A 17,590-nucleotide genomic window follows, 5' to 3' on the forward strand; every position below is an offset into this window, starting at 1 on the left:
ACCGAAGTGACTTCTTCGGTCGCGCCCCACGTCCGGGCCCGCACCGTTCACCGAATCGACCGTCACATTCCCCAGCTGAGTGGCAGGAAATTCCAGGTGGGAGATGCGCGATGTCGGCCCTCCGAGCCCGGGCAGGGCGGAGGACTGCTCACCCTCACGTCCCGCCCCTATGCGGTGCAGTCGCAATCAAGCGACCTTGGGGCCGCGGCGCATTCCGATGCAGACGCAGCCTGTGCCGTCCCGCGGGGTGGAGAAAACCACGGGAGTGTGGTCCTCGCTGACTGCGGCACCCACCCCCGTACCGGCGAATACCGACTCCGTCACCGGGAGCGGATCGAAATCCAGGGGCTGGGAGAAATCCGTCGTGCCGTCGACGAACTCGTACACCGCGTGCCCCGCACCGTCCTGTTCGGCCACGGTGACAACCACACCCTCGCGCCCGTACGTGCCGAGCAGCCGTGCCAGGTCAACCGTGGGCGGTTCGGCCGCAGGGGCGAAGGGCGCGGGTGTCGTCACGTCGGCCAGGTCGGCGTGCAGTTCCCGGCAGAGGGCCGCGTACAGCCCGCGCGCACCGCCGCCGTCGGTGAGCAGGGAGACCGCGACGCCCGCTGTGGGAACCACGCGCAGGTGGCCGTACTGGCCGATCGATGCGCCGTCGTGGCCGTAACCCTGGACGCCGTCCCAGTCGTAGAGGGTCCAGCGCAGCCCCCAGGCCGTCCGCGCTCACCGTCCGAGGGCAGCTCTGCCCAACAGGACCTGCCCCGCAGCAGATCCGCGAGGACGACGTCGCCCACGGGCTCGACCGGGTACTCGACGGCCTGATGTCCCGGCTCCGCGCCCGAGAAGTGGGCTCCTTCGGAATTGCGCTCCAGGGAGAGGACCGGCGGCGACTGATGTCATTCGCGGTGCCGGGACCGCGGGCAGTGAGTCAGGGTGGGCTCGCGCTCCCCGTGGGCCGATATCCCCTCCGCCCCGAGCTCAATGCCTTCGCCACTACTGTGGCCGCTGCCTTCTGTCGACGCCGGGGTTGTCAGTCGGACTGCTCAACCGTGCTCGAAACGGCATCACTCGCAAGCTGCCACATCTCGTAGTTCCCACATTCTGCCGTGGTCTCGGCCATCTCCTGAGCCGCGGTGACGAAGTCATCGACCACCGGCGAGGTGCGCGATGCCGCCACGGCGAGGCACACCTGGTCGGGTGCCAGATCCGGGATGGGCACGTAGCTGACGTCCGGATGGGAGTAGAACACGGTCGCCGAACGGGCCAGGAACGAGATACCCCGGCCGGCCGCGACATGCTCCAGCGTCTCGTCCACCCCGCGCACCAGGTACCCGGCGTTAGGGTGCGGCCGCCTGGTGGGCTGCGTGCTCGGGTCGGCATGCCAGACCAGCGGTTCGCCGGCCAGGTCGGCCTCGGTGACCTTCTCCCTGCCGGCCAACCGATGGCCGGCGGGCAGCACCGCCACCCGCGGTTCGCTGTACAGCGGGACGACGCGCAGTCCGGCCTCGTCGATGGGCAGTCGCACATAGCCGACGTCGATGCGGCCGTCGAGCAGCATCGTGGCCTGGTCGCCCCATTCGATCCGCTGCACGTCCACGGCCACGTCCGGGTGCCGGGCCTCGAACGCCCGCGCCGCCGGGATGACCGCAATGCCTGCCCGGAAGCCGACCGTCAGCCGCTGGCCGCCGCGCGCGGCCGCGGTCACCCGGCGGCGGACCGCGTGCGCGGAGGCGAGTAGCGGACCTGCGTCGGCCAGTAGTTGTCGGCCCGCGTCGGTCAGCGCCACGCCGTGGCGATCCCTGGTGAACAGTGGGGCACCGAGGTCCTGCTCGAGCGCGCGGATCTGCCGACTGAGCACCGGCTGCGCGATATGTAGCTCATCGGCGGCGCGGCTGAAGTGCAACTGGTCGGCCACGGCGACGAAGTAACGCAGTTTGCGCAGGTCCAGATCCATGGCGTCTCCCCGATCCGGTGATGCCTTCAGGGTATCACCACGACTTGAAGAAGTCTTGGACACCCACTCAGGCCAATGGCAGCCTGAATAGGTACCTGACGGGGGCGAAGCGAATTCGGCATATGAATTCGGCATCGGAACTTGACGGCCGGGCCCAGGCCCAGAATGAGCACATCAGAAATTGAGCGCAGTCCGACGCGTCATTCGACGGCGTCGATGGCAACGACGGCATCGACCGGCGACAACGACGTCGGCGACACGCTAGTCAGCAACGGCTGGGCAGGCATGGCGTCCTGTCCGGCTCAAGAAAGCAGGCACACCGATGAGCGGCATCAGCATTATCGGCCTGGGGAACATGGCCGGCGCCCTGGCCGACCGGGCGCTCGCCGGCGGCAACGCTGTCGAGATCATCGGCCGCGACCCGGCCAAGGCCAAGGAATTGGCCGCCGCGCTCGGCGGCGCCACTGTCGGGACGACCCGCGCCGCCCCGGCCGGGGACATCGTTATCCTCGCCGTGCCGTACGCCGGCGCGGCGGCGGTGGTGAGCGAGTACGGGGACGCACTGAACGGCAAGATCATCATCGACGTCACCAACCCCGTCTCCCCGGATTCCCAGGGCCTTGTCACCCCCGACGGAAGTTCTGGCGCGCAGGAGATCGCCAAGGCCGCCCCCGTCGGCGCGCGCGTCGTGAAGGCGTTCAACACCGTCTTCGGTCACATGCTGGCCCAGGGCAACCCGCTGGACGTGCTCATCGCCGGCGACGACGCCGAGGCCAAGGCGACGGTGTCGGCATTCATCGAAAGCCTCGGGCTGCGGCCGCTGGACACCGGCCCTCTGGGGATGGCGCGCTGGCTGGAGGGAACGGGTCTGGTGATGATCGGCCTGGGCCGCTATGGCGCGGGGAGCTTCAACTTCACCCTCGGCGTCAACACCTCTGCCTGAGCGCGACCGCCCGCCCACCACTTCTCGTGCCATAACAATCACAAGGACCAGTAGCATGCGCGTTCTCGTCACTGGCGGGACCGGCCATTCCGGTTCGTACATCATCCCCGACCTCGTCGCCGCCGGGCACGAGGTCACCGGCCTGGCCCGATCGGAGACGGCCGCGGCGGCGCTGTCCGCGCTCGGCGCGAAGGTGCGCCGCGGCGACCTCGCGGATCTCGACGGGCTCAAGGAGGCACATGCGGGACGCCATGCTCGTGCGGGCGTTCCCAGATAGGGGTGTGCTGCTTCCAGGTGCCTCTCAACCTTCGCGAGCGCGGGTACTCCTTCAGCCGTGGGGAACGGCGCTCCCGCGCAGCCGTGAAGTTGTCACCGCCGCTCAGGGGTGCATGAGACCACGCAGGGGACGGCCGGGTACCGCGTGATGACGGCGGCGCGCAACGCACTGTTCTTCGCGTTCCCATGAGGTGGGGGACGGGGTTCTAGGGGAGCGCGGCAGAGTCCCAGAACTTCCTCCGCGTGCACTTGGCTCGCGCAGTTCGGGCGCGCAGGTCCAAGCCGGGGCGCGGAAGAGCAGGCGGGATGCAGCAAGCTACTCCGCACTCCGCCCTGTGGATCACCTGCACTCCAGGGAGGGCGCCTCACAGATCAAATACCCGGTCGGGAACCGCTTCTGGCGCGTATGGAAGAAGCCGTGCCCCTTCGGCGAGTACGACGCGAGGAGGTTCTTCGCCCGCTGGTGGTACGCGGCGCATTACCCTGCTGCCCAGCCAGAACGCCGGTGCCCGAGTCACGCTGTGCGGTGATGGTTCCGTCCGCTGCCGACGCGACCTCGGTTTCAGCGGAATTTCATCGGTTCTGCAGTGCCCCGCGAGAGCCTCGGTGATGCTGCGCCAGGCCGCGGTCAGTGAGCGCTTTCCAACCTCGCGGAGAGCTGTCTCTGCCGTACTCCCCAGTGCCGGGCATGAGTTGGAAGGCAATGGCGTCCATGACCACGACAGGAAACCCGGAGAGAAAAGTTGGCCAGTGGGGCTGCATGTCCGTCATCGTGCTCGTGCTGTTGACCGCCGGGATCTGGGTCGGGCTGGTGGGCAAGGACATGATCGTCGACGAACCGCCGGCGCTCTGCGGTGGCCAGATCATGGAGGAGGACCAGACGTGCGAGAGCTACTCCCGGTCCAACGGCAAGACAACCGATACGTTCGGTGCCGAGGAGGCCGCGAACCAGCAGGACACGGCAAAGGACTTCTTCGGGTGGATCGTCGTCCTCATCGGAGGGACCATGGCCCTGGCCGGAGGGGGACTCGCGGTGATGGCGATCAGGTACCGGAAGGACGACTGAGCGGGGGATGAGCGGGGCGTGGCGATGAATCCGTGCTTCCGACGACGTAGGACCTCTTCCACCTCAAGCATGTCTTGCCGAGCCAGGTCCCCGGTCAGGCCGTCACTGATACGGAACGGTGATGCCGGCTGCGCGCAGGTTCGCCTCGACCAGCGTGTTCAGCCGGGCGATGGACGGTGACTTGTCTTCCCGGCGGTGGTTGACCATTCCGTACCGGGAGGCGGCGTCGGGCCCCCGAGGAGCAGGTCCGCACCGCGCGCAACCGACGAGCGGCACGACTTCGAGTTCCGCGCAAAGGGCGATACGAGTCGTGAGATCGAGGTCACCTGCGGGGTAGCGGGGCGCGCCTGCAGTTTGCGGGCGACCTGGCCCCGCTCCTTGACCAGCTGGAAATGCCGGTCATCTTCACCCACGGGTACATCACTGCGCCGGGCATGCGCGGATATGGTTCGCCAGTAGGTAGGTGAGCAATGCGAGTTCGAGGGTGGGGACCCGATGGTGCGAAGGAGCGGACGAAGACTGGTGTCGACGGTGGCGCTGGTCTCGGCGGTAGGGCTGACCGCAGGGTGCGGGGACAGTGCCGACCCCGTCGACGGCGAGAGGAAGCCGGGGCAGGCGACGAGCACGGCAGCCGGTAAGGCGACGGCGCACTCCGCACCGCTGACCGCTGCCAAGTTGAAGGCCGCGCTGCTCACCGCGGACCAGGCCGTCGGTTTCGAGATCACGGGGAGCAGCTCTCGGGACGGGGCTGAAATGGACTCATCCTTCGACGTCAAGGAGACCGTGGCCCCGGAGGTCTGCCGGCATGTGAAGGAGCCCACCAGGGGTGATGGTGAGGAGGCTGCCGCGGCCTCGTCGACCATGTACCGGGCCGGTACCTCCATGGCCCCCAGGAGCACCAACCTGATGAGCTATCCGGAAGGGGCCGCACGGGCACGCATGGAGCAGTTGCGCAAGGCCGTCGGGGCATGCGGCCGGTTCAGCTTCAGCAACACGATCGGAAAGGCGTCCGTCACGACCGAGGTACTGGACGTCCCGGACCTCGGGGAGAACGCACTGCGGTTCCGAACCCTGTCCCGGTTGGACAACGGAGGATTCGTCTGGTCCCTGGTGACCGCCGTACGGGTCGGAGGCGTCATCGCGACGATGGACGTCCTGGAAACCACGGGGCCTATGCCGCCCGGGATGCTCGCCACGTTCGAGCCGGATCCGGGCCCCGACGAGGCGGTCGTCGCCACCCTCATCGAGAACGTCACCGAAGTCCATAGCACCTGAACCCGACCACGGTCCGCCGCACGACCCATCTCGCTGAACGCACCGAAGTTCTCCCGGCCCGGCTGCAGCTGCTCCCGAGCACGCTTGGTCGCCCGTAAGACACCTTGGCCTCAGCGGACCGGTGGCTTCGACCGGCACGCCGGCTGGGTAAATCACGAGCAAGAACGTTCGTCGAAGCGTAGTAGAAACGGCCGTGGGCCAGAGACCTCGGAAATGTCTGTGAGAAGTAGGAGCGGTCCGCTGGTTCGTGTCGACTCGGCGGCGGTCCGCGTTGGCTGGTGGTCAGGGCAGCCCGATCGGTGCGGACCTCAGCGGGTGACCGTTCAGCTCGCCGCAGCCCTCCTCGTCCCACCACATCCCGCCTCGCGTGGTGAGGTAGGGGTGCAGTCCGCGGACGTCTCCACCTTCATGAAGTGCTTGCGCCACGGCGTGGAGAAGGCTCGACAGGTCAGGCCAGGAATCGGTGAAGTCACCGCCCCCGCTGTGGCCCGCCCAGCCGAGACGCCCCGTGTCAGGACCAGGACGTTGGTCGATGACCTGCGCCGCGCCATCGGCACTCTCAGCCCAGGGAACCCAGAGACGGTGCCACCAAGGCTCCTCCTCCCAGGGGCGAGGGGTCAGACCCTCGTTTCCCGCCGCGACGTCCACGCAGGTCTGCCAACGGACCACGATGTCACTCACGGCGAGCGGGGACTGCTCCGGCATGATGGTTGTCCAGGCGCTCACCCCGTTGTGGCATTGGAGAGACTCAGCGAGGTCATCGGGTAGTCGGGCGCCGAGCATCCGTTCCGCATTTCGGATCTCGCCCGGTGTCGCCGGCGGATTGAGGAGTGCGAAATCGGAGGCGACGTGAGTGGCCAACCAGGCATCGATCAGGCGCCAGGACTCCGACGGGGGCAAGATCTGCTGTGGCATGGCGTCATCCTGCCGCACACCTCCGACACGACGATTCGAGGCCCCCGCCGGCCGATACCCCGAAGGTGAGGCGGTCGACGACGGCCGTGAGCGGCGGCTCGTCGACGACGTGTCGGGGGATGATGAGGATCACTCTGCCGGGCAGCGGGCCGCCGATCTGCTTGACTCCCTCGTCATGGCGCAGTCGCGGCCATGTTCGATGGCGACCGGGTGAAGTTCGAGCCGAGGGCGACGATGTCGTGCCGGGCCCGGTCGAACATGTCGAAGACCGCGCCCTCTGCCGCGCACCACTCACCGAGGATGAACCGCCGATACCAGATCCCTACGTACTCCGCCGATCACGTGCACGGTGCGCCCCAGGATTTCGCCGTGGGAGCGCCGGGGGTGTACCGCACCTGCTGGGCCAGAGGCCCGAACAGGTCCGGGTTCATCAGGACCGTGAACAGGCTCCGGTGGGTCGTCTGGCAGGTTTTGGCGACCACCACAATCTCGCCGGTGCGAGGCGCCTGGGCGACATCGATGAGGAGCCTGAGCAGTGGGCTCGTTTTGCAGGAACGGACCGCCCCCGCATAGAGGACGATCCGTGACGTGCTTCCAGCTTGGCCTCAATCTGCTTGCGAGAGAGCGGGAGTGAACCGATATCCATCGGCACATCCCGGGGGCGATGCCAGCTCCCCCAGACGGAGCAAAAGGAACTGCATCAGGTCACGGTCGTGCTTGGAGCTGTTGCACGACTGGCATACCGGGGCGAGGTTGTCCCAACGGTCGGAGCCACCGTTCACGACCGGCAAAATGTGGTCTACGGCCCGAGACGGCACTCCACAGAAGACGCACGGGTCGTTGGAGAGGATGGAGCGGTACTCGCGGGAGTCTGTCTTGCCCTCTTCGGTCATGCCCACGTTGTTGGCCGCGAGGCGCTGGCGGCGGAGTGCGGCCCAGGCAGCGGGGCCTGCGACCAGGCACTCCGAGCAGTAGTCGTAACTGCCTCTCTTACCGATCGGACGCTCAAAAGGCTTCTGGCACAGCTTGCACGACTTCTCACCAGTCGTTCCCAGCCGACGGACGCGCTTGTAGTGCCCCCGGCAGTAGCCGAGTCCGAAGTGCTCCTCCTCGCAGCCGGCCACCTCGCATCCGTCTCTCCGAGGCGAGCGGAAGGCCAGAGGGTCGCCTGTGCGGCGGAAACGCTGAAGGTGTACTCCGCAGAACCCGCGTCCCGCGTAGGGGCTCTCACAGCCGTCCACGGAGCACCCAGCGGCCTTACCGGCTCCGAGGGGAGGGATGTCAAAGCTCTGGCCCTTGCGCTGCCGCTTGTAGTGCATGGCGCACAGGTTCTTGGCCGCGTACGGTCTCGCGCAGCCCTCCACGGAGCAGGACCGCTCCTGTTTCCACACACGCTGGTAGTGCATCGAACACATGCCACGTCTGGAGGCCGCGATCCTGTCGCACCCGGACGCGGCGCAAGTACGCTTGGTCATGTCGGCGCTCCTCGAAAGCGTTGTCCACGCCCCGGGAGTGTTCGCGCACTCGCCGGGGCCCTTCTTGGCGAGGACGTGTCAGTTGTGGTCCTGGTTGCCGATGTCGGCATCGCCCATCTGCTGTGCCACCTTGGCCAGGGCCTCACCGAGGTCTCCGAGCACCGAGCGGGCTTCCTGGACGCCGGACTCGGCGTCAGCCTGGGAGAGTTTCATGGCCCCGTTCAGCGCCTGGCGCCGCCGTCGTCAGGTCCTTGGTCTCCTCGGCCGGGGGTTCTGGAACAAGCTGGGCCACGAACTGGCCGACGTGGTCGAACCCCGTCAGTCGGTACTGGTATAGCCGGGGTCCCGGATGGTCGGCCCTCTCCGCCGCCCACCTCGCCGCCTACGCCGGACTCGCCCCGGCAACCCGCAACTCAGGCTCCTCGATCCGCGGCGAACAGCCGTCCCGAAGAGGAAGCAAGCAGCTCAAACAGGCCTTCTTCCTCTCCGCGTTCGCCGCCCTCGGCGACCCGGGCCTACTACGACAAGAAGATCGGCCAAGGCAAGCACCACACCCAGGCTCTGCTCTGCCTCGCCCGACGCCGGGCCGACGCCCTCTTCGCCATGCTCCGCGACGGAACCTTCTACGAACCTCAACCCGCCACCGCCAGATGAGGAGGTCAAACCGATCTGGCCAGAGCATCCAAGTGCTCTTCCAGTACTACGCCAAGTTCCTGGACGGTCTTCAGGAGCATTCCAACCGGCTCATCGAGGAGTCGATGCAGGAGTGGAGCCGGTGCAGCTAGGACAGCGGCGCGAAGGGCTGAGCCGCGATCCTGGCCCGTGTATGGCCCGGAACTGCTGGTCAGGACTGGGTTACGGGTGGGATGAACTGGAAGAAGAGGAGTATTTCGACGCCTCCTCCCATGGAAAGGCTCGAGCGCTGCAAGAAGGCACCTGGCCCGGGGGAAACCCCAGGTCAGGGGCCTTCTTCCGTGCCCCTAGAAGAAGCCGAGCTTCTTCGGCGAGTACGACACGAGCAGGTTCTTCGTCTGCTGGTAGTGCTCCAGCATCATCTTGTGGTTCTCCCTGCCGATGCCCGACTGCTTGTATCCGCCGAAAGCGGCGTGTGCCGGGTAGGCGTGGTAGCAGTTCGTCCAGACCCTGCCCGCCTTGATGGACCGGCCCGCCCGGTAGGCGGTGTTGGTGTCCCGGGTCCATACGCCCGCGCCGAGCCCGTACGGTGTGTCGTTCGCCGTCCTGATTCCTTCGTCGAAGTCCGAGAAGGACGTCACCGCGAGCACGGGGCCGAAGATCTCCTCCTGGAAGACCCGCATAGGGTTGTCACCCTCGAAGATCGTCGGCTGTAAGTAGTAGCCGCCCGCCAACTCGCCCCCGTGTTCAATAATGTGACCACCGGTCAGAAGCTTCGCGCCCTCCTGCTGCCCGATCTCCAGATACGAGAGGATCTTCTTCAGCTGTTCGTCGGAGGCCTGTGCGCCGATCATCGTGGCGGTGTCCAGCGGGTGCCCGGGCACGATCTGTTCGGTGCGGGCGATGCCCGCTTCCAGGAACTCGCCGTAGTGTCCGCGCTGGATCAGCGCCCGCGACGGACACGTACACACCTCGCCCTGATTGAGGGCGAACATGGTGAAGCCTTCAAGCGCCTTGTCGCGGAAGTCGTCGTCCAGCGCCCAGACGTCGTCGAAGAAGAGGTTCGGCGACTTGCCCCCCAGCTCCAGCGTGACGGGCTTGAGGTTCTCCGAGGCGTACTGCATGATCAGGCGCCCCGTCGTGGTCTCTCCCGTGAAGGCGATCTTCGCGACCCGCGGACTGGAGGCGAGCGGCTTGCCGGCCTCCGCGCCGAAGCCGTTGAGGATGTTGACGACGCCGGGCGGAAGCAGATCCGCGACGAGACTCATCCACAGGTGGATCGACGCCGGGGTCTGTTCGGCCGGCTTGAGGACCACCGCGTTCCCGGCGGCCAGCGCGGGCGCGAGCTTCCAGACGGCCATCAGGATGGGGAAGTTCCACGGAATGATCTGAGCCACCACACCCAGCGGCTCGTGGAAGTGGTACGCGACGGTGTCGTCGTCGATCTCGCTGAGCGAGCCCTCCTGGGCGCGCAGCGCACCCGCGAAGTACCGGAAGTGGTCGACGGCCAGCGGAATGTCCGCAGCCAGCGTCTCGCGCACCGGCTTGCCGTTCTCCCAGCTCTCGGCGACCGCCAGCTCGTCCAGATGCTCTTCCATACGGTCGGCGATCCGGTTCAGGACGGTCGCGCGGTCACCCGCCGAGACGGCGCCCCAGGCAGGGGCAGCCGCATGGGCGGCGTCCAGGGCGCGCTCGACATCGGCCTCGGTGCCGCGGGCGATCTCCGTGAAGGGGCGGCCGTTGACGGGGCTCGGGTTCTCGAAGTACTGACCACGGGCCGGCGGGACATAGGCGCCCCCGATCCAGTGGTCGTAACGGGACTCGTACGAGACGATGGCACCCTCGGTGCCCGGTGCGGCGTAGCGGGTCATCTCTGTGGCCTCCCGGATCCGGTGCCGCCCGCCGTTGGACGGCCCTCGGCGTGAAGCTAGGCCGCACGCCGTTGCAACACCGTTGCGCCGACCGTTCCGGGCGCTCCCCTGAGCGGACTACGCGCGCTGCTCCGCGTCGAGCACCCGGGCCCTGGCGAGTAGTGCCGCCCTCCGCTCCGGGGGCGCCGACACGGCGAGCGCCCGCCAGACCGGGAGGTCCTCCGCACCCCACGGGCTGTGCGCCCAGTCGGCCAGCAGCCCCGGATCGCCGCGCGCGATCAGCGCGGCCCGCAGTTCGTCGGTGATCCGGCGCCGCAGCCGGACGACCGCCGGTGCCTGCGAACGCGGCAGCAGGGGGCCCGCGTACGCTCCGAGCGCTGCCGCCACCGCCCCGGACTCCAGCCTGCGCGCGACGGTGTCGAAGTCCGCGTCCACCGGCGTGCCCAGCCGGTACGGACGCGAGCGCAGCAGCTCGGCTCCCAGAAGCCGCCGCAGGCGGGCGAGTTCGGCCCGCACCGTCACCGGGGTGACGGACTCGTCCTCGTACAGCTCGATCAGCAGTTCGTCACCGCCGAGGCCCTCCGGGTGGAGGGCCAGCGTCACCAGGATCTCGCTGTGGCGTCTGCTGAGCCGGATCCTGCGCCCGCTCAGGACCAGGAGCGCCTCGTCGCGGCCGAGCGCGGAGAGCTGCGCCGACCCGTTGGCGGGCCGCGGCGCGATGAGTGCGAGCTGGGACTCGGCGGCGCGCGCCACGGCCTGTACGAACGCCAGGCTGTGCGGATGCGCGAGCCCGTTCCCGCCGGTGATGTCGACGGCACCGAGCACCCGGCCCGTGTGCGGGTCGTGCAGCGGGGCGGCGGCACACGTCCACTGCTGGACCGGGCGGAGGAAGTGCTCGGCGGCGAACACCTGGACCGGGCGGTCGATCGCGAGAGCGGTGCCGGGTGCGTTCGTCCCGGCCTCCGACTCGGCCCAGCGGGCACCTTCCACGAAATTCATCCGCTCCGCGCGTCGGCGGGCACGCGCATGCCCCTCGACCCACAGCAGCCGGCCGTGGGCATCGCAGACCGCGAGCAGATGCTCGCCGTCCATGGCGTAGGCACTCATGAGTTCGCGGATCACCGGCATGACGTGAGCCAGGGGGTGCGTGTCCCGGTACGGTCCGAGTTCGTCCGCGCGGAGCTCGACCAGCGCCGCGCCGTCGGGGCTGACCCGCGCCCGGGCGGAACGACGCCACGACTGGCCCACCACGGAGCGCACCGGTGTCTCCAGCCGTCCGTCGGAGGTGAACACCTCGTGTGCGCGCCGCAGTTCGCCGAGTCGTGTGCCGGGATTCGCGTCGGCGGCCAGGGCCGCCCAGGGATCCGTCAACTCGCCCTCCCGTCCGTGGCGGCGTTCCGCCCCATCGTCAGGGCAACGGGCAGCCTGCGACAACCGGTGGGTGCGGGGCAATCACACGACGAGCGGCTGGTGCGGGTGGATCGTGCCGCACCCGGTGGGTGCGCGGAGCGACGGCCGGGCGGGGGAGGGGGCCCGAGCGGCCGAGGCGATTCCAGGGTGACGTCTGCGACGGGCCTCGGTCACGACCATTGCCGACGATGACATGGATCGCTATGTTAATGGAAAATCACATCGCTGCGAAACGTCTCGCCACGCATTGACCATTCATTCGGCAGGGCGACAACAGGACATGAGATCGCCTGGCCCATCAGGGAAGCAGGTAAGTCAATGGAGAATCTCAGCAGGCGAAGGGCCCTGTCCCTCGGTGTCGCACTCGGCCTCGTGGGCGTGGCGAGCCCCGCCCAGGCGTGGGCATCCACGGGCTCGATGACCGGGGCGGACGCGGGGACCGGTCCGGAGTGGATCTGGGACGACGCGGCGGACCCTCTGATGGTCTCGATGCTCGACCACGGTCATGTGCCCGCGATCAACACCGCGTGGGCGTCCTGGGTGAACAACAACGATCCGCTGCCCACCGGTCTGCCGGCCGAGTTCGCCGCGTACCTGGGGCAGGTCAACCGGCTGCCCTCCTGGGCCGACCCCGCGAAACTGGCCCGCGCCGGCGACTTCAACCGGCGCAGGGACCTGTACCTCTTCATGCTGTACGGACTCGGCAGCGGAATCATGAGCACCGTGATCCCACGCGAGGCCAAGAGCGTCTACTGGTCCGCGGGCGGCGCCCAGATGCAGGACCGCGCGGCCAAGACGTTCACGTTCGGCTACGACCTGTCCCAGTTGGGAGCCTTCAAGCCCACGGGACAGTTCGTCGTGACCGCCAACAAGACGCGCGTGGTGCACGCCGCCGTGCGTCACCTGCTGCCGCAGTCGCCGCACTGGCGCGCGGTCGCCGACGAGACCGTCCCCATCAGCGCTGCCGACATCCTCGTCACCTTCCACAGCCTGGGCACCTACGTACACAGGAAACTGCTCGACTGGAGGATCCCGTATCCGGCAGCGGACCAGGAGGCGTTCCTGCACTCGTGGCAGGTCGCGATCAACCTGCTCGGCGTACCGTACGAGCACATCCCCAGGACGTGGGCGGCCGCCGAGAAGCAGTCGGCGCAGGTGCTCACCCCGATCCTCACCCCGTCGACCGAGGGCATCGCACTGGCCGAGGACCTGCTCGGCCTGACCGCACAGATCGACCTCGGCGTCACGCGCGGGTTCATCAACGAGTTCGTGCGTTACGTCCTCAGCGACGAGGTCGGAGACTGGCTGGGGCTGAAACGCGACTACGTGTCGGCCGCCCTGGTCCGCACCGCGTGGCCGGCGTACATCCTGTTCCGCGAAGGGCTGTCGCCCGTCATGCCCGGCACCTTCTACATGTTCGACCAGTTCGTGCGTGCCCTGGCCATGCTGTTCCTCAACAAGGGTTCCTCAGGGACCACCACTTCCATCACGATCCCCACCGGGAACAGGGCGGGCTGAGCCGCCGATCCGGTCCCACCCGTGTCCGCCCCGCGGCAGCCAGGCCGAGGGGCGGACAGAGGGGCGGATTTCACGCGGGGCGCGACGACGGCGGGTACCTACGACGGCGGTGTCCACGACGGCGGCATGTGTCGTCGAGTGCCGGGTTCCGACAACGGCCACTCAGCAACCCAGCGCACCCACGACCAGAACGGTCACGGCCTCACGATGGGCAGGGCTGTCCCGCCACCGCAGCCTGCGCCCGGCCTCGACCACGACACCGAACCCCGCGTGCACCAGCACCCGGGCCTGGCGGGGGTCGAGCTCCGGACGGGCCAGCCGCAACTGCTGCTCCCAGACGGCTATGTGTTCCCGTTGCGCGAGGACCACGGGCCGGCGCAGGCCGGCCGGCAAGCCGGCGAGCTCGGCCTCGGCGACACTGTTGAGCTCGGTGTACTCGAAGCTGTACGCCACGTACGTCGCCGCGAGCGCGACGACGGCCTCCTGCGGGCCGGCCACCTCGCGCAGGCTCCGCTCCACACCCTGTGCCAGCAGTCCCGCCGCCTGGAGGCACGCCGCCGCCAGGATGTCGATCTTGCCGGGGTAGTGGCGGTACAGCGCGGACGGGGTCAGCCCCACCGCCTCCGCGATCTGTCCGTTCGTGACGCCGGTGAAGCCGTCCCGGGCGAAGAGCGGGATGGAGGCGGCAAGGATCTCGGCGCGCCGTGTGCGCGGCACCGGCCGGGCGGGCAGCTCGACGGGGTGTGCGCCCAGCCGGCCCGCCGCGGGATCGCTCGCCGCCACGCACAGCGCGGACGCCAGCAGCAACTCCTCGGCCCGGCGTTGGGCGATGGAGGTGTGATGCATGGTGATGGACGCGACAGCACCGAGGGCCGCTGTGGCCCGGAGGTGACTGTCAGGCAGTGGGTACTCGCGCCGCACCGCCTCGTCGACCCGCTCGACCAGCTGACCGAACTTCGCCCCGAGACGCCTGCGGTCCTCACGGTTGAGGTATCGGGCCTCCCATCGGTACAGGCCGCCGGACGCGCGATGCGCGACGGTGATCCGGGTGACGGCGGTGAGGACATCCCTCAAGGCCGCCCCGGGCGGCACCTCGTCGAGCGCGGCGACCAGTCCGTCCACCATGACGTCGGCGCACTCGGTGAACAGCGCGTACTTGTTCGGGAAATGCCGGTACAGGGCCGCCGCGGTGATACCCACGCCGGCGGCGACCTCCTCCATGGACGCCGCGTGGTAGCCACGCTCGCTGAAGACCCGCCCGGCCGCGTCGACGATGAGCTGCCTACGGTTGCGGGGCCGGGTGGCCGCGGCCGAACGGGCGGACGGGGGGGCGGGGGCCATGCGGATCAGTCAATCACACGCCGTGAGTAGGCCGGGATTCCTCGGCGTGGACCGCACGGGACGTGATTCCCGAATCACTTCGCACGTGAGTTACGGGCTGCGAACGGCTCGTGCCGATCGCCGACGGCATGCGCGTGGCAGGCGACGGACGGATGCCGGGCAGACGGATGTCGACGGACGGATGTCGGCATGCGGCTGTCGAAGGTCCGGCGGGGGCATGCCGACCGGTACGTCGTTCCCGGTGCGTGACCGGGCCCGGTCACGGTCAGGCGAAGGTGAGAACCGGCTTGACCACGCTGCCGTCCCGCATGGCCGCCACGGCCGCGCCGATGTCCTCGAACGGGAACGTGGTGACCAGCCGGTCGACCGGGAAGAGGCCGCGTCCGTACAGGCCGATCAGCTCGGGGATGAAACGGCCGGGGTCGGAGTCCCCCTCGATCACCCCGTGCACGCGGACGCCCTTCGCGAGCAGGGCCATCACGTCGAACGTCACCTCACCGCCGAGGCCGAGGAGGGCGACTGCGCCGCGCGGGCGCAGTGCGCCGACAGCCCGGCGGGCCATTTCCGGACGACCGGTGGTCTCGACGATGTGGTGCGCACCGCCGCCGGTGAGATCACACAGCGCCGCCACCAGTCCGTCCCCGGGGGCGAGGGCCGCCTTGGCACCGAGTTCGGTGGCCAGCGCACGGCGGTGGGCGACCGGGTCGACGGCCACCACCGGATCGCACCCCACGGCCACCGCGGCCATCAGCGCGCTCAGGCCGACCCCGCCCGCGCCCAGGACGACCAGAGAGGAACCCGGCTCGGGGCGCAACCGGTTGAGCACGGTTCCCGCGCCCGTCTGACCGCCGCAGCCAAGCGGCGCGGCGACCGCGGCCGGCAGGTCGTCGGGGACCTTGACCACGCCCCGCTCTTGGACGACGGCGTACGTGGCGAAGCTCGACTGGCCGAAGAAGCCGGCACGGAGCGGGGCGCCGTCGAGAGAGAGCGGAGTGGTGCCGTCCTCGCGTCCGCCGGAGAAGTTCAGGGCCTGCGCGGCGTGACAGTAGGCCGGATGTCCCGCCGCGCACTGCTCGCAGGCGCCGCAACTGGCGAAGGTGAGGCAGACGTGGTCCCCCGGCCCGACACCGGTCACCTCCGCGCCCACTGCCTCGACGCGGCCCGAGCCCTCGTGGCCGAAGACCATCGGGGTGAGCTGCCGGGGCCAGGTGTCCCGCATCCCCAGGTCGGTGTGACAGACGCCGACCGCCGTCATCCTCACCAGCACCTCGCGTGGCCGCGGGTCACCGAGGTCCGCGTCGCGGAGGGTGAACGGAGCGCCCGGGGCCTCGGTGACCGCGGCGCGGACGCGCCTCACGAGCCCTCGCCGGCAAGCGTGGCCCCGGGGGACCGATCGAGGAAGAAGTAGAAGAAGGGGCCCTCGGCGGGGACACCCTTGCCGTTCATGATCCCCATCAGCGTGGTCTCGTCCACCCGCTTGAAGTGGTCGAGGACCGGCCGGCCGTCATAGACCATGGTGGCCGTCGCCTCACCGCGGAACTCGACGGTCCACAGGCTGGCCTCACCCTTGGCGAGCTCACGGTTGGAGTACAGCTCGCCCGCCGCGTTCCGGCAGATCAGCGGCTTGGCGTCATGCACGGAGGCGAACGACTTGCCGTACCAGTCGGCCTTCTCCAGCGTGCCGTCGAGGGGGTGACCCGTGCGGAACTCGCCGCCCTTCCAGTCGCCGAGTATCTCGTCGGGGCGGACCGTGGCCAACGCCGCCCAGACCTCGTCGAGCTGAAGAGTGGGAATCAGTCCGTCCTGCTCCCGCAGTTCCTGGAACCGGGCGCGGGCCTCGAATACGTCCATGAGGTGTCCTCTCGTCGGTGCTGACGCCACGGAGGTGAATCGTCAGGATGTTGCCGAGCCCGTGCCCCGCCGGCTCACCCCGGGGTGCGCGGAGGCTGACCTCGGGTGGCGGAGTGGGGGCGCAGGGGGAAGCGCCCTATGAACGGGAGGGTGGCCGGATCGCCGGTGACCGCGCCGGGGTGACCCACGGTGCCGAGGCTCAGCAGTACGTGGCGTTCGGCGACCTCCTCCGCTGTGAGCGGGCCGTCCGCGCGGAACCAGTTGGCTACCCCCTGGCACATGATGAGCACCGAGCGCACCGCGTCCGCCGGTATCGGTGTGGTGAACACGCCCTGGGCGCGGCCCGCCCGGACCGTGTCCAGCAGCATGTGTTCGAGATAGTCGCGCAGTGCGACGTAGCGGGCCCGGTTCTGCGGCTCCAGACTCCGTATCTCGGTGTCCAGAAAGGCCAGTTGCTGCCGGTGAGCCATGTAGAGCACGATCGACTCGACCATGCCGCAGAGCCGCGCCAGCGGATCGTCCCCCGCCTCCCCGGCCGCCGCCCGACAGCGGTCCAGGACGTCCTTGATGGACGTCTCCAGCAGAGTGGCCAGCAAAGCTTGCTTGTTGTCGTAGTGGTAGTACAGAGCGGGCACGGTGACGCCGACCCGGCCCGCGATGTTCCGGACCGAAGTGCCGTGGTAGCCGAACTCGTTGAAGGCCTCCATGGCATGCAACAGGATCGGGTGCAGGTCGAGCGGTCCGTAGGAGCGCCAGTGCTCAGCTGGTGGCGTGGTGGTGTCCTGGCTGTCCTGGCTCAGCTCGGTGCTCAACGACTCTCCTCGGGACGGGCGGCGATCGGCGACATCGTACGGCGGTCGAGACTCCGAAACGCTCCCTTCGGGCTGTTTAGCGATCGATCAGGAAACTTGGTGTCCAGGATCCGCTCTGATCTCATTTCCCTGGATCGTCTCTATGAAAACTCCCCATGCGCAAGGAGTTGACCGGCCGCAGACCTGCTCCTACCTTCTTAGCGAACGCTCAGTAAGGTCCTGGTCGAGCGGCGGCGAGCCCGATGTGCAC

The 17,590-nt window shown here is 68.7% G+C and carries 17 protein-coding genes and 1 pseudogene; 7 read left to right on the plus strand and 11 right to left on the minus strand.

Translation table 11 applies throughout. From position 1 onward, the window contains the following. Window positions 1-186: 186 nt before the first annotated feature. Complete coding sequence (locus tag ACFWVP_RS33950; protein ID WP_384501909.1) at window positions 187-621, minus strand: hypothetical protein; 435 nt, start codon at window positions 619-621, stop codon at window positions 187-189. 409 nt (window positions 622-1,030) lie between these two features. Then, window positions 1,031-1,954, minus strand: a complete 924-nt coding sequence (locus tag ACFWVP_RS33955) for a LysR family transcriptional regulator (RefSeq protein ID WP_384501910.1) — start codon at window positions 1,952-1,954, stop codon at window positions 1,031-1,033. Window positions 1,955-2,276: 322 nt separating this feature from the next. Here ACFWVP_RS33955 and ACFWVP_RS33960 point away from each other — a divergent pair, with 322 nt between their 5' ends. The 4 genes from ACFWVP_RS33960 (at window position 2,277) to ACFWVP_RS33975 (ending at window position 5,514) form a co-directional block, all read left to right on the plus strand. Next, window positions 2,277-2,897 (plus strand): NADPH-dependent F420 reductase, encoded by a 621-nt coding sequence (locus ACFWVP_RS33960; protein WP_384501911.1) that lies wholly within the window; start codon window positions 2,277-2,279, stop codon window positions 2,895-2,897. A 55-nt stretch (window positions 2,898-2,952) separates the two neighbouring features. Next, window positions 2,953-3,174, plus strand: a complete 222-nt coding sequence (locus ACFWVP_RS33965; RefSeq protein WP_384501913.1) for an NAD(P)H-binding protein — start codon at window positions 2,953-2,955, stop codon at window positions 3,172-3,174. 711 nt (window positions 3,175-3,885) lie between these two features. Continuing rightward, window positions 3,886-4,239, plus strand: coding sequence for a hypothetical protein (locus ACFWVP_RS33970; protein WP_384501914.1), 354 nt, complete (start codon window positions 3,886-3,888; stop codon window positions 4,237-4,239). 522 nt (window positions 4,240-4,761) lie between these two features. Continuing rightward, window positions 4,762-5,514, plus strand: coding sequence for a hypothetical protein (locus ACFWVP_RS33975; protein ID WP_384501915.1), 753 nt, complete (start codon window positions 4,762-4,764; stop codon window positions 5,512-5,514). A 282-nt stretch (window positions 5,515-5,796) separates the two neighbouring features. Here ACFWVP_RS33975 and ACFWVP_RS33980 read toward each other — a convergent pair whose 3' ends face one another. From ACFWVP_RS33980 to ACFWVP_RS33990, 3 genes are all read right to left on the minus strand, one after another. Then, entirely contained in the window at window positions 5,797-6,429 is a 633-nt protein-coding gene (locus ACFWVP_RS33980) for an SMI1/KNR4 family protein (RefSeq protein WP_384501916.1), read from the minus strand. A gap of 605 nt (window positions 6,430-7,034) precedes the next feature. Further along, window positions 7,035-7,904: an HNH endonuclease gene (locus ACFWVP_RS33985; RefSeq protein ID WP_384501917.1), complete on the minus strand. Its 870-nt coding sequence runs from the start codon at window positions 7,902-7,904 to the stop codon at window positions 7,035-7,037. A gap of 78 nt (window positions 7,905-7,982) precedes the next feature. Then, window positions 7,983-8,117, minus strand: a complete 135-nt coding sequence (locus ACFWVP_RS33990; protein ID WP_384501918.1) for a hypothetical protein — start codon at window positions 8,115-8,117, stop codon at window positions 7,983-7,985. Here ACFWVP_RS33990 and ACFWVP_RS33995 point away from each other — a divergent pair. Together ACFWVP_RS33995 and ACFWVP_RS34000 are read left to right on the plus strand one after the other, a co-directional pair. Next, window positions 8,116-8,241: a hypothetical protein gene (locus ACFWVP_RS33995; protein ID WP_384501959.1), complete on the plus strand. Its 126-nt coding sequence runs from the start codon at window positions 8,116-8,118 to the stop codon at window positions 8,239-8,241. The two genes, ACFWVP_RS33990 and ACFWVP_RS33995, sit on opposite strands and share 2 nt — an antisense overlap. Before the next feature lie 25 nt (window positions 8,242-8,266). Then, a pseudogene (locus ACFWVP_RS34000) lies at window positions 8,267-8,558 on the plus strand (transposase); the annotation flags it as partial. A 326-nt stretch (window positions 8,559-8,884) separates the two neighbouring features. Here the strand turns inward: ACFWVP_RS34000 and ACFWVP_RS34005 are convergent. Further along, window positions 8,885-10,408, minus strand: a complete 1,524-nt coding sequence (locus ACFWVP_RS34005) for an aldehyde dehydrogenase family protein (RefSeq protein ID WP_384501919.1) — start codon at window positions 10,406-10,408, stop codon at window positions 8,885-8,887. Window positions 10,409-10,525: 117 nt separating this feature from the next. Next, window positions 10,526-11,779 (minus strand): GAF domain-containing protein, encoded by a 1,254-nt coding sequence (locus ACFWVP_RS34010; RefSeq protein WP_384501920.1) that lies wholly within the window; start codon window positions 11,777-11,779, stop codon window positions 10,526-10,528. Between the two features lie 357 nt (window positions 11,780-12,136). Between ACFWVP_RS34010 and ACFWVP_RS34015 the strand changes: the two genes are divergently transcribed. Further along, window positions 12,137-13,336 (plus strand): oxygenase MpaB family protein, encoded by a 1,200-nt coding sequence (locus ACFWVP_RS34015; protein WP_384501921.1) that lies wholly within the window; start codon window positions 12,137-12,139, stop codon window positions 13,334-13,336. A gap of 162 nt (window positions 13,337-13,498) precedes the next feature. Here the strand turns inward: ACFWVP_RS34015 and ACFWVP_RS34020 are convergent, their stop codons facing one another. From ACFWVP_RS34020 to ACFWVP_RS34035, 4 genes are all read right to left on the minus strand, one after another. Then, window positions 13,499-14,677: a TetR/AcrR family transcriptional regulator gene (locus ACFWVP_RS34020; RefSeq protein WP_384501923.1), complete on the minus strand. Its 1,179-nt coding sequence runs from the start codon at window positions 14,675-14,677 to the stop codon at window positions 13,499-13,501. Between the two features lie 265 nt (window positions 14,678-14,942). Then, entirely contained in the window at window positions 14,943-16,034 is a 1,092-nt protein-coding gene (locus tag ACFWVP_RS34025; RefSeq protein WP_384501925.1) for an NAD(P)-dependent alcohol dehydrogenase, read from the minus strand. Next, complete coding sequence (locus ACFWVP_RS34030; RefSeq protein ID WP_384501926.1) at window positions 16,031-16,528, minus strand: DUF4334 domain-containing protein; 498 nt, start codon at window positions 16,526-16,528, stop codon at window positions 16,031-16,033. The genes ACFWVP_RS34025 and ACFWVP_RS34030 overlap by 4 nt, the downstream gene beginning before the upstream one ends. 74 nt (window positions 16,529-16,602) lie before the next feature. Continuing rightward, entirely contained in the window at window positions 16,603-17,340 is a 738-nt protein-coding gene (locus ACFWVP_RS34035) for a TetR/AcrR family transcriptional regulator (protein WP_384501928.1), read from the minus strand. Window positions 17,341-17,590 lie beyond the last annotated feature (250 nt).

The organism is Streptomyces sp. NPDC058637, from assembly GCF_042717325.1.
In the GTDB taxonomy this organism is placed as follows: Bacteria; Actinomycetota; Actinomycetes; order Streptomycetales; family Streptomycetaceae; genus Streptomyces.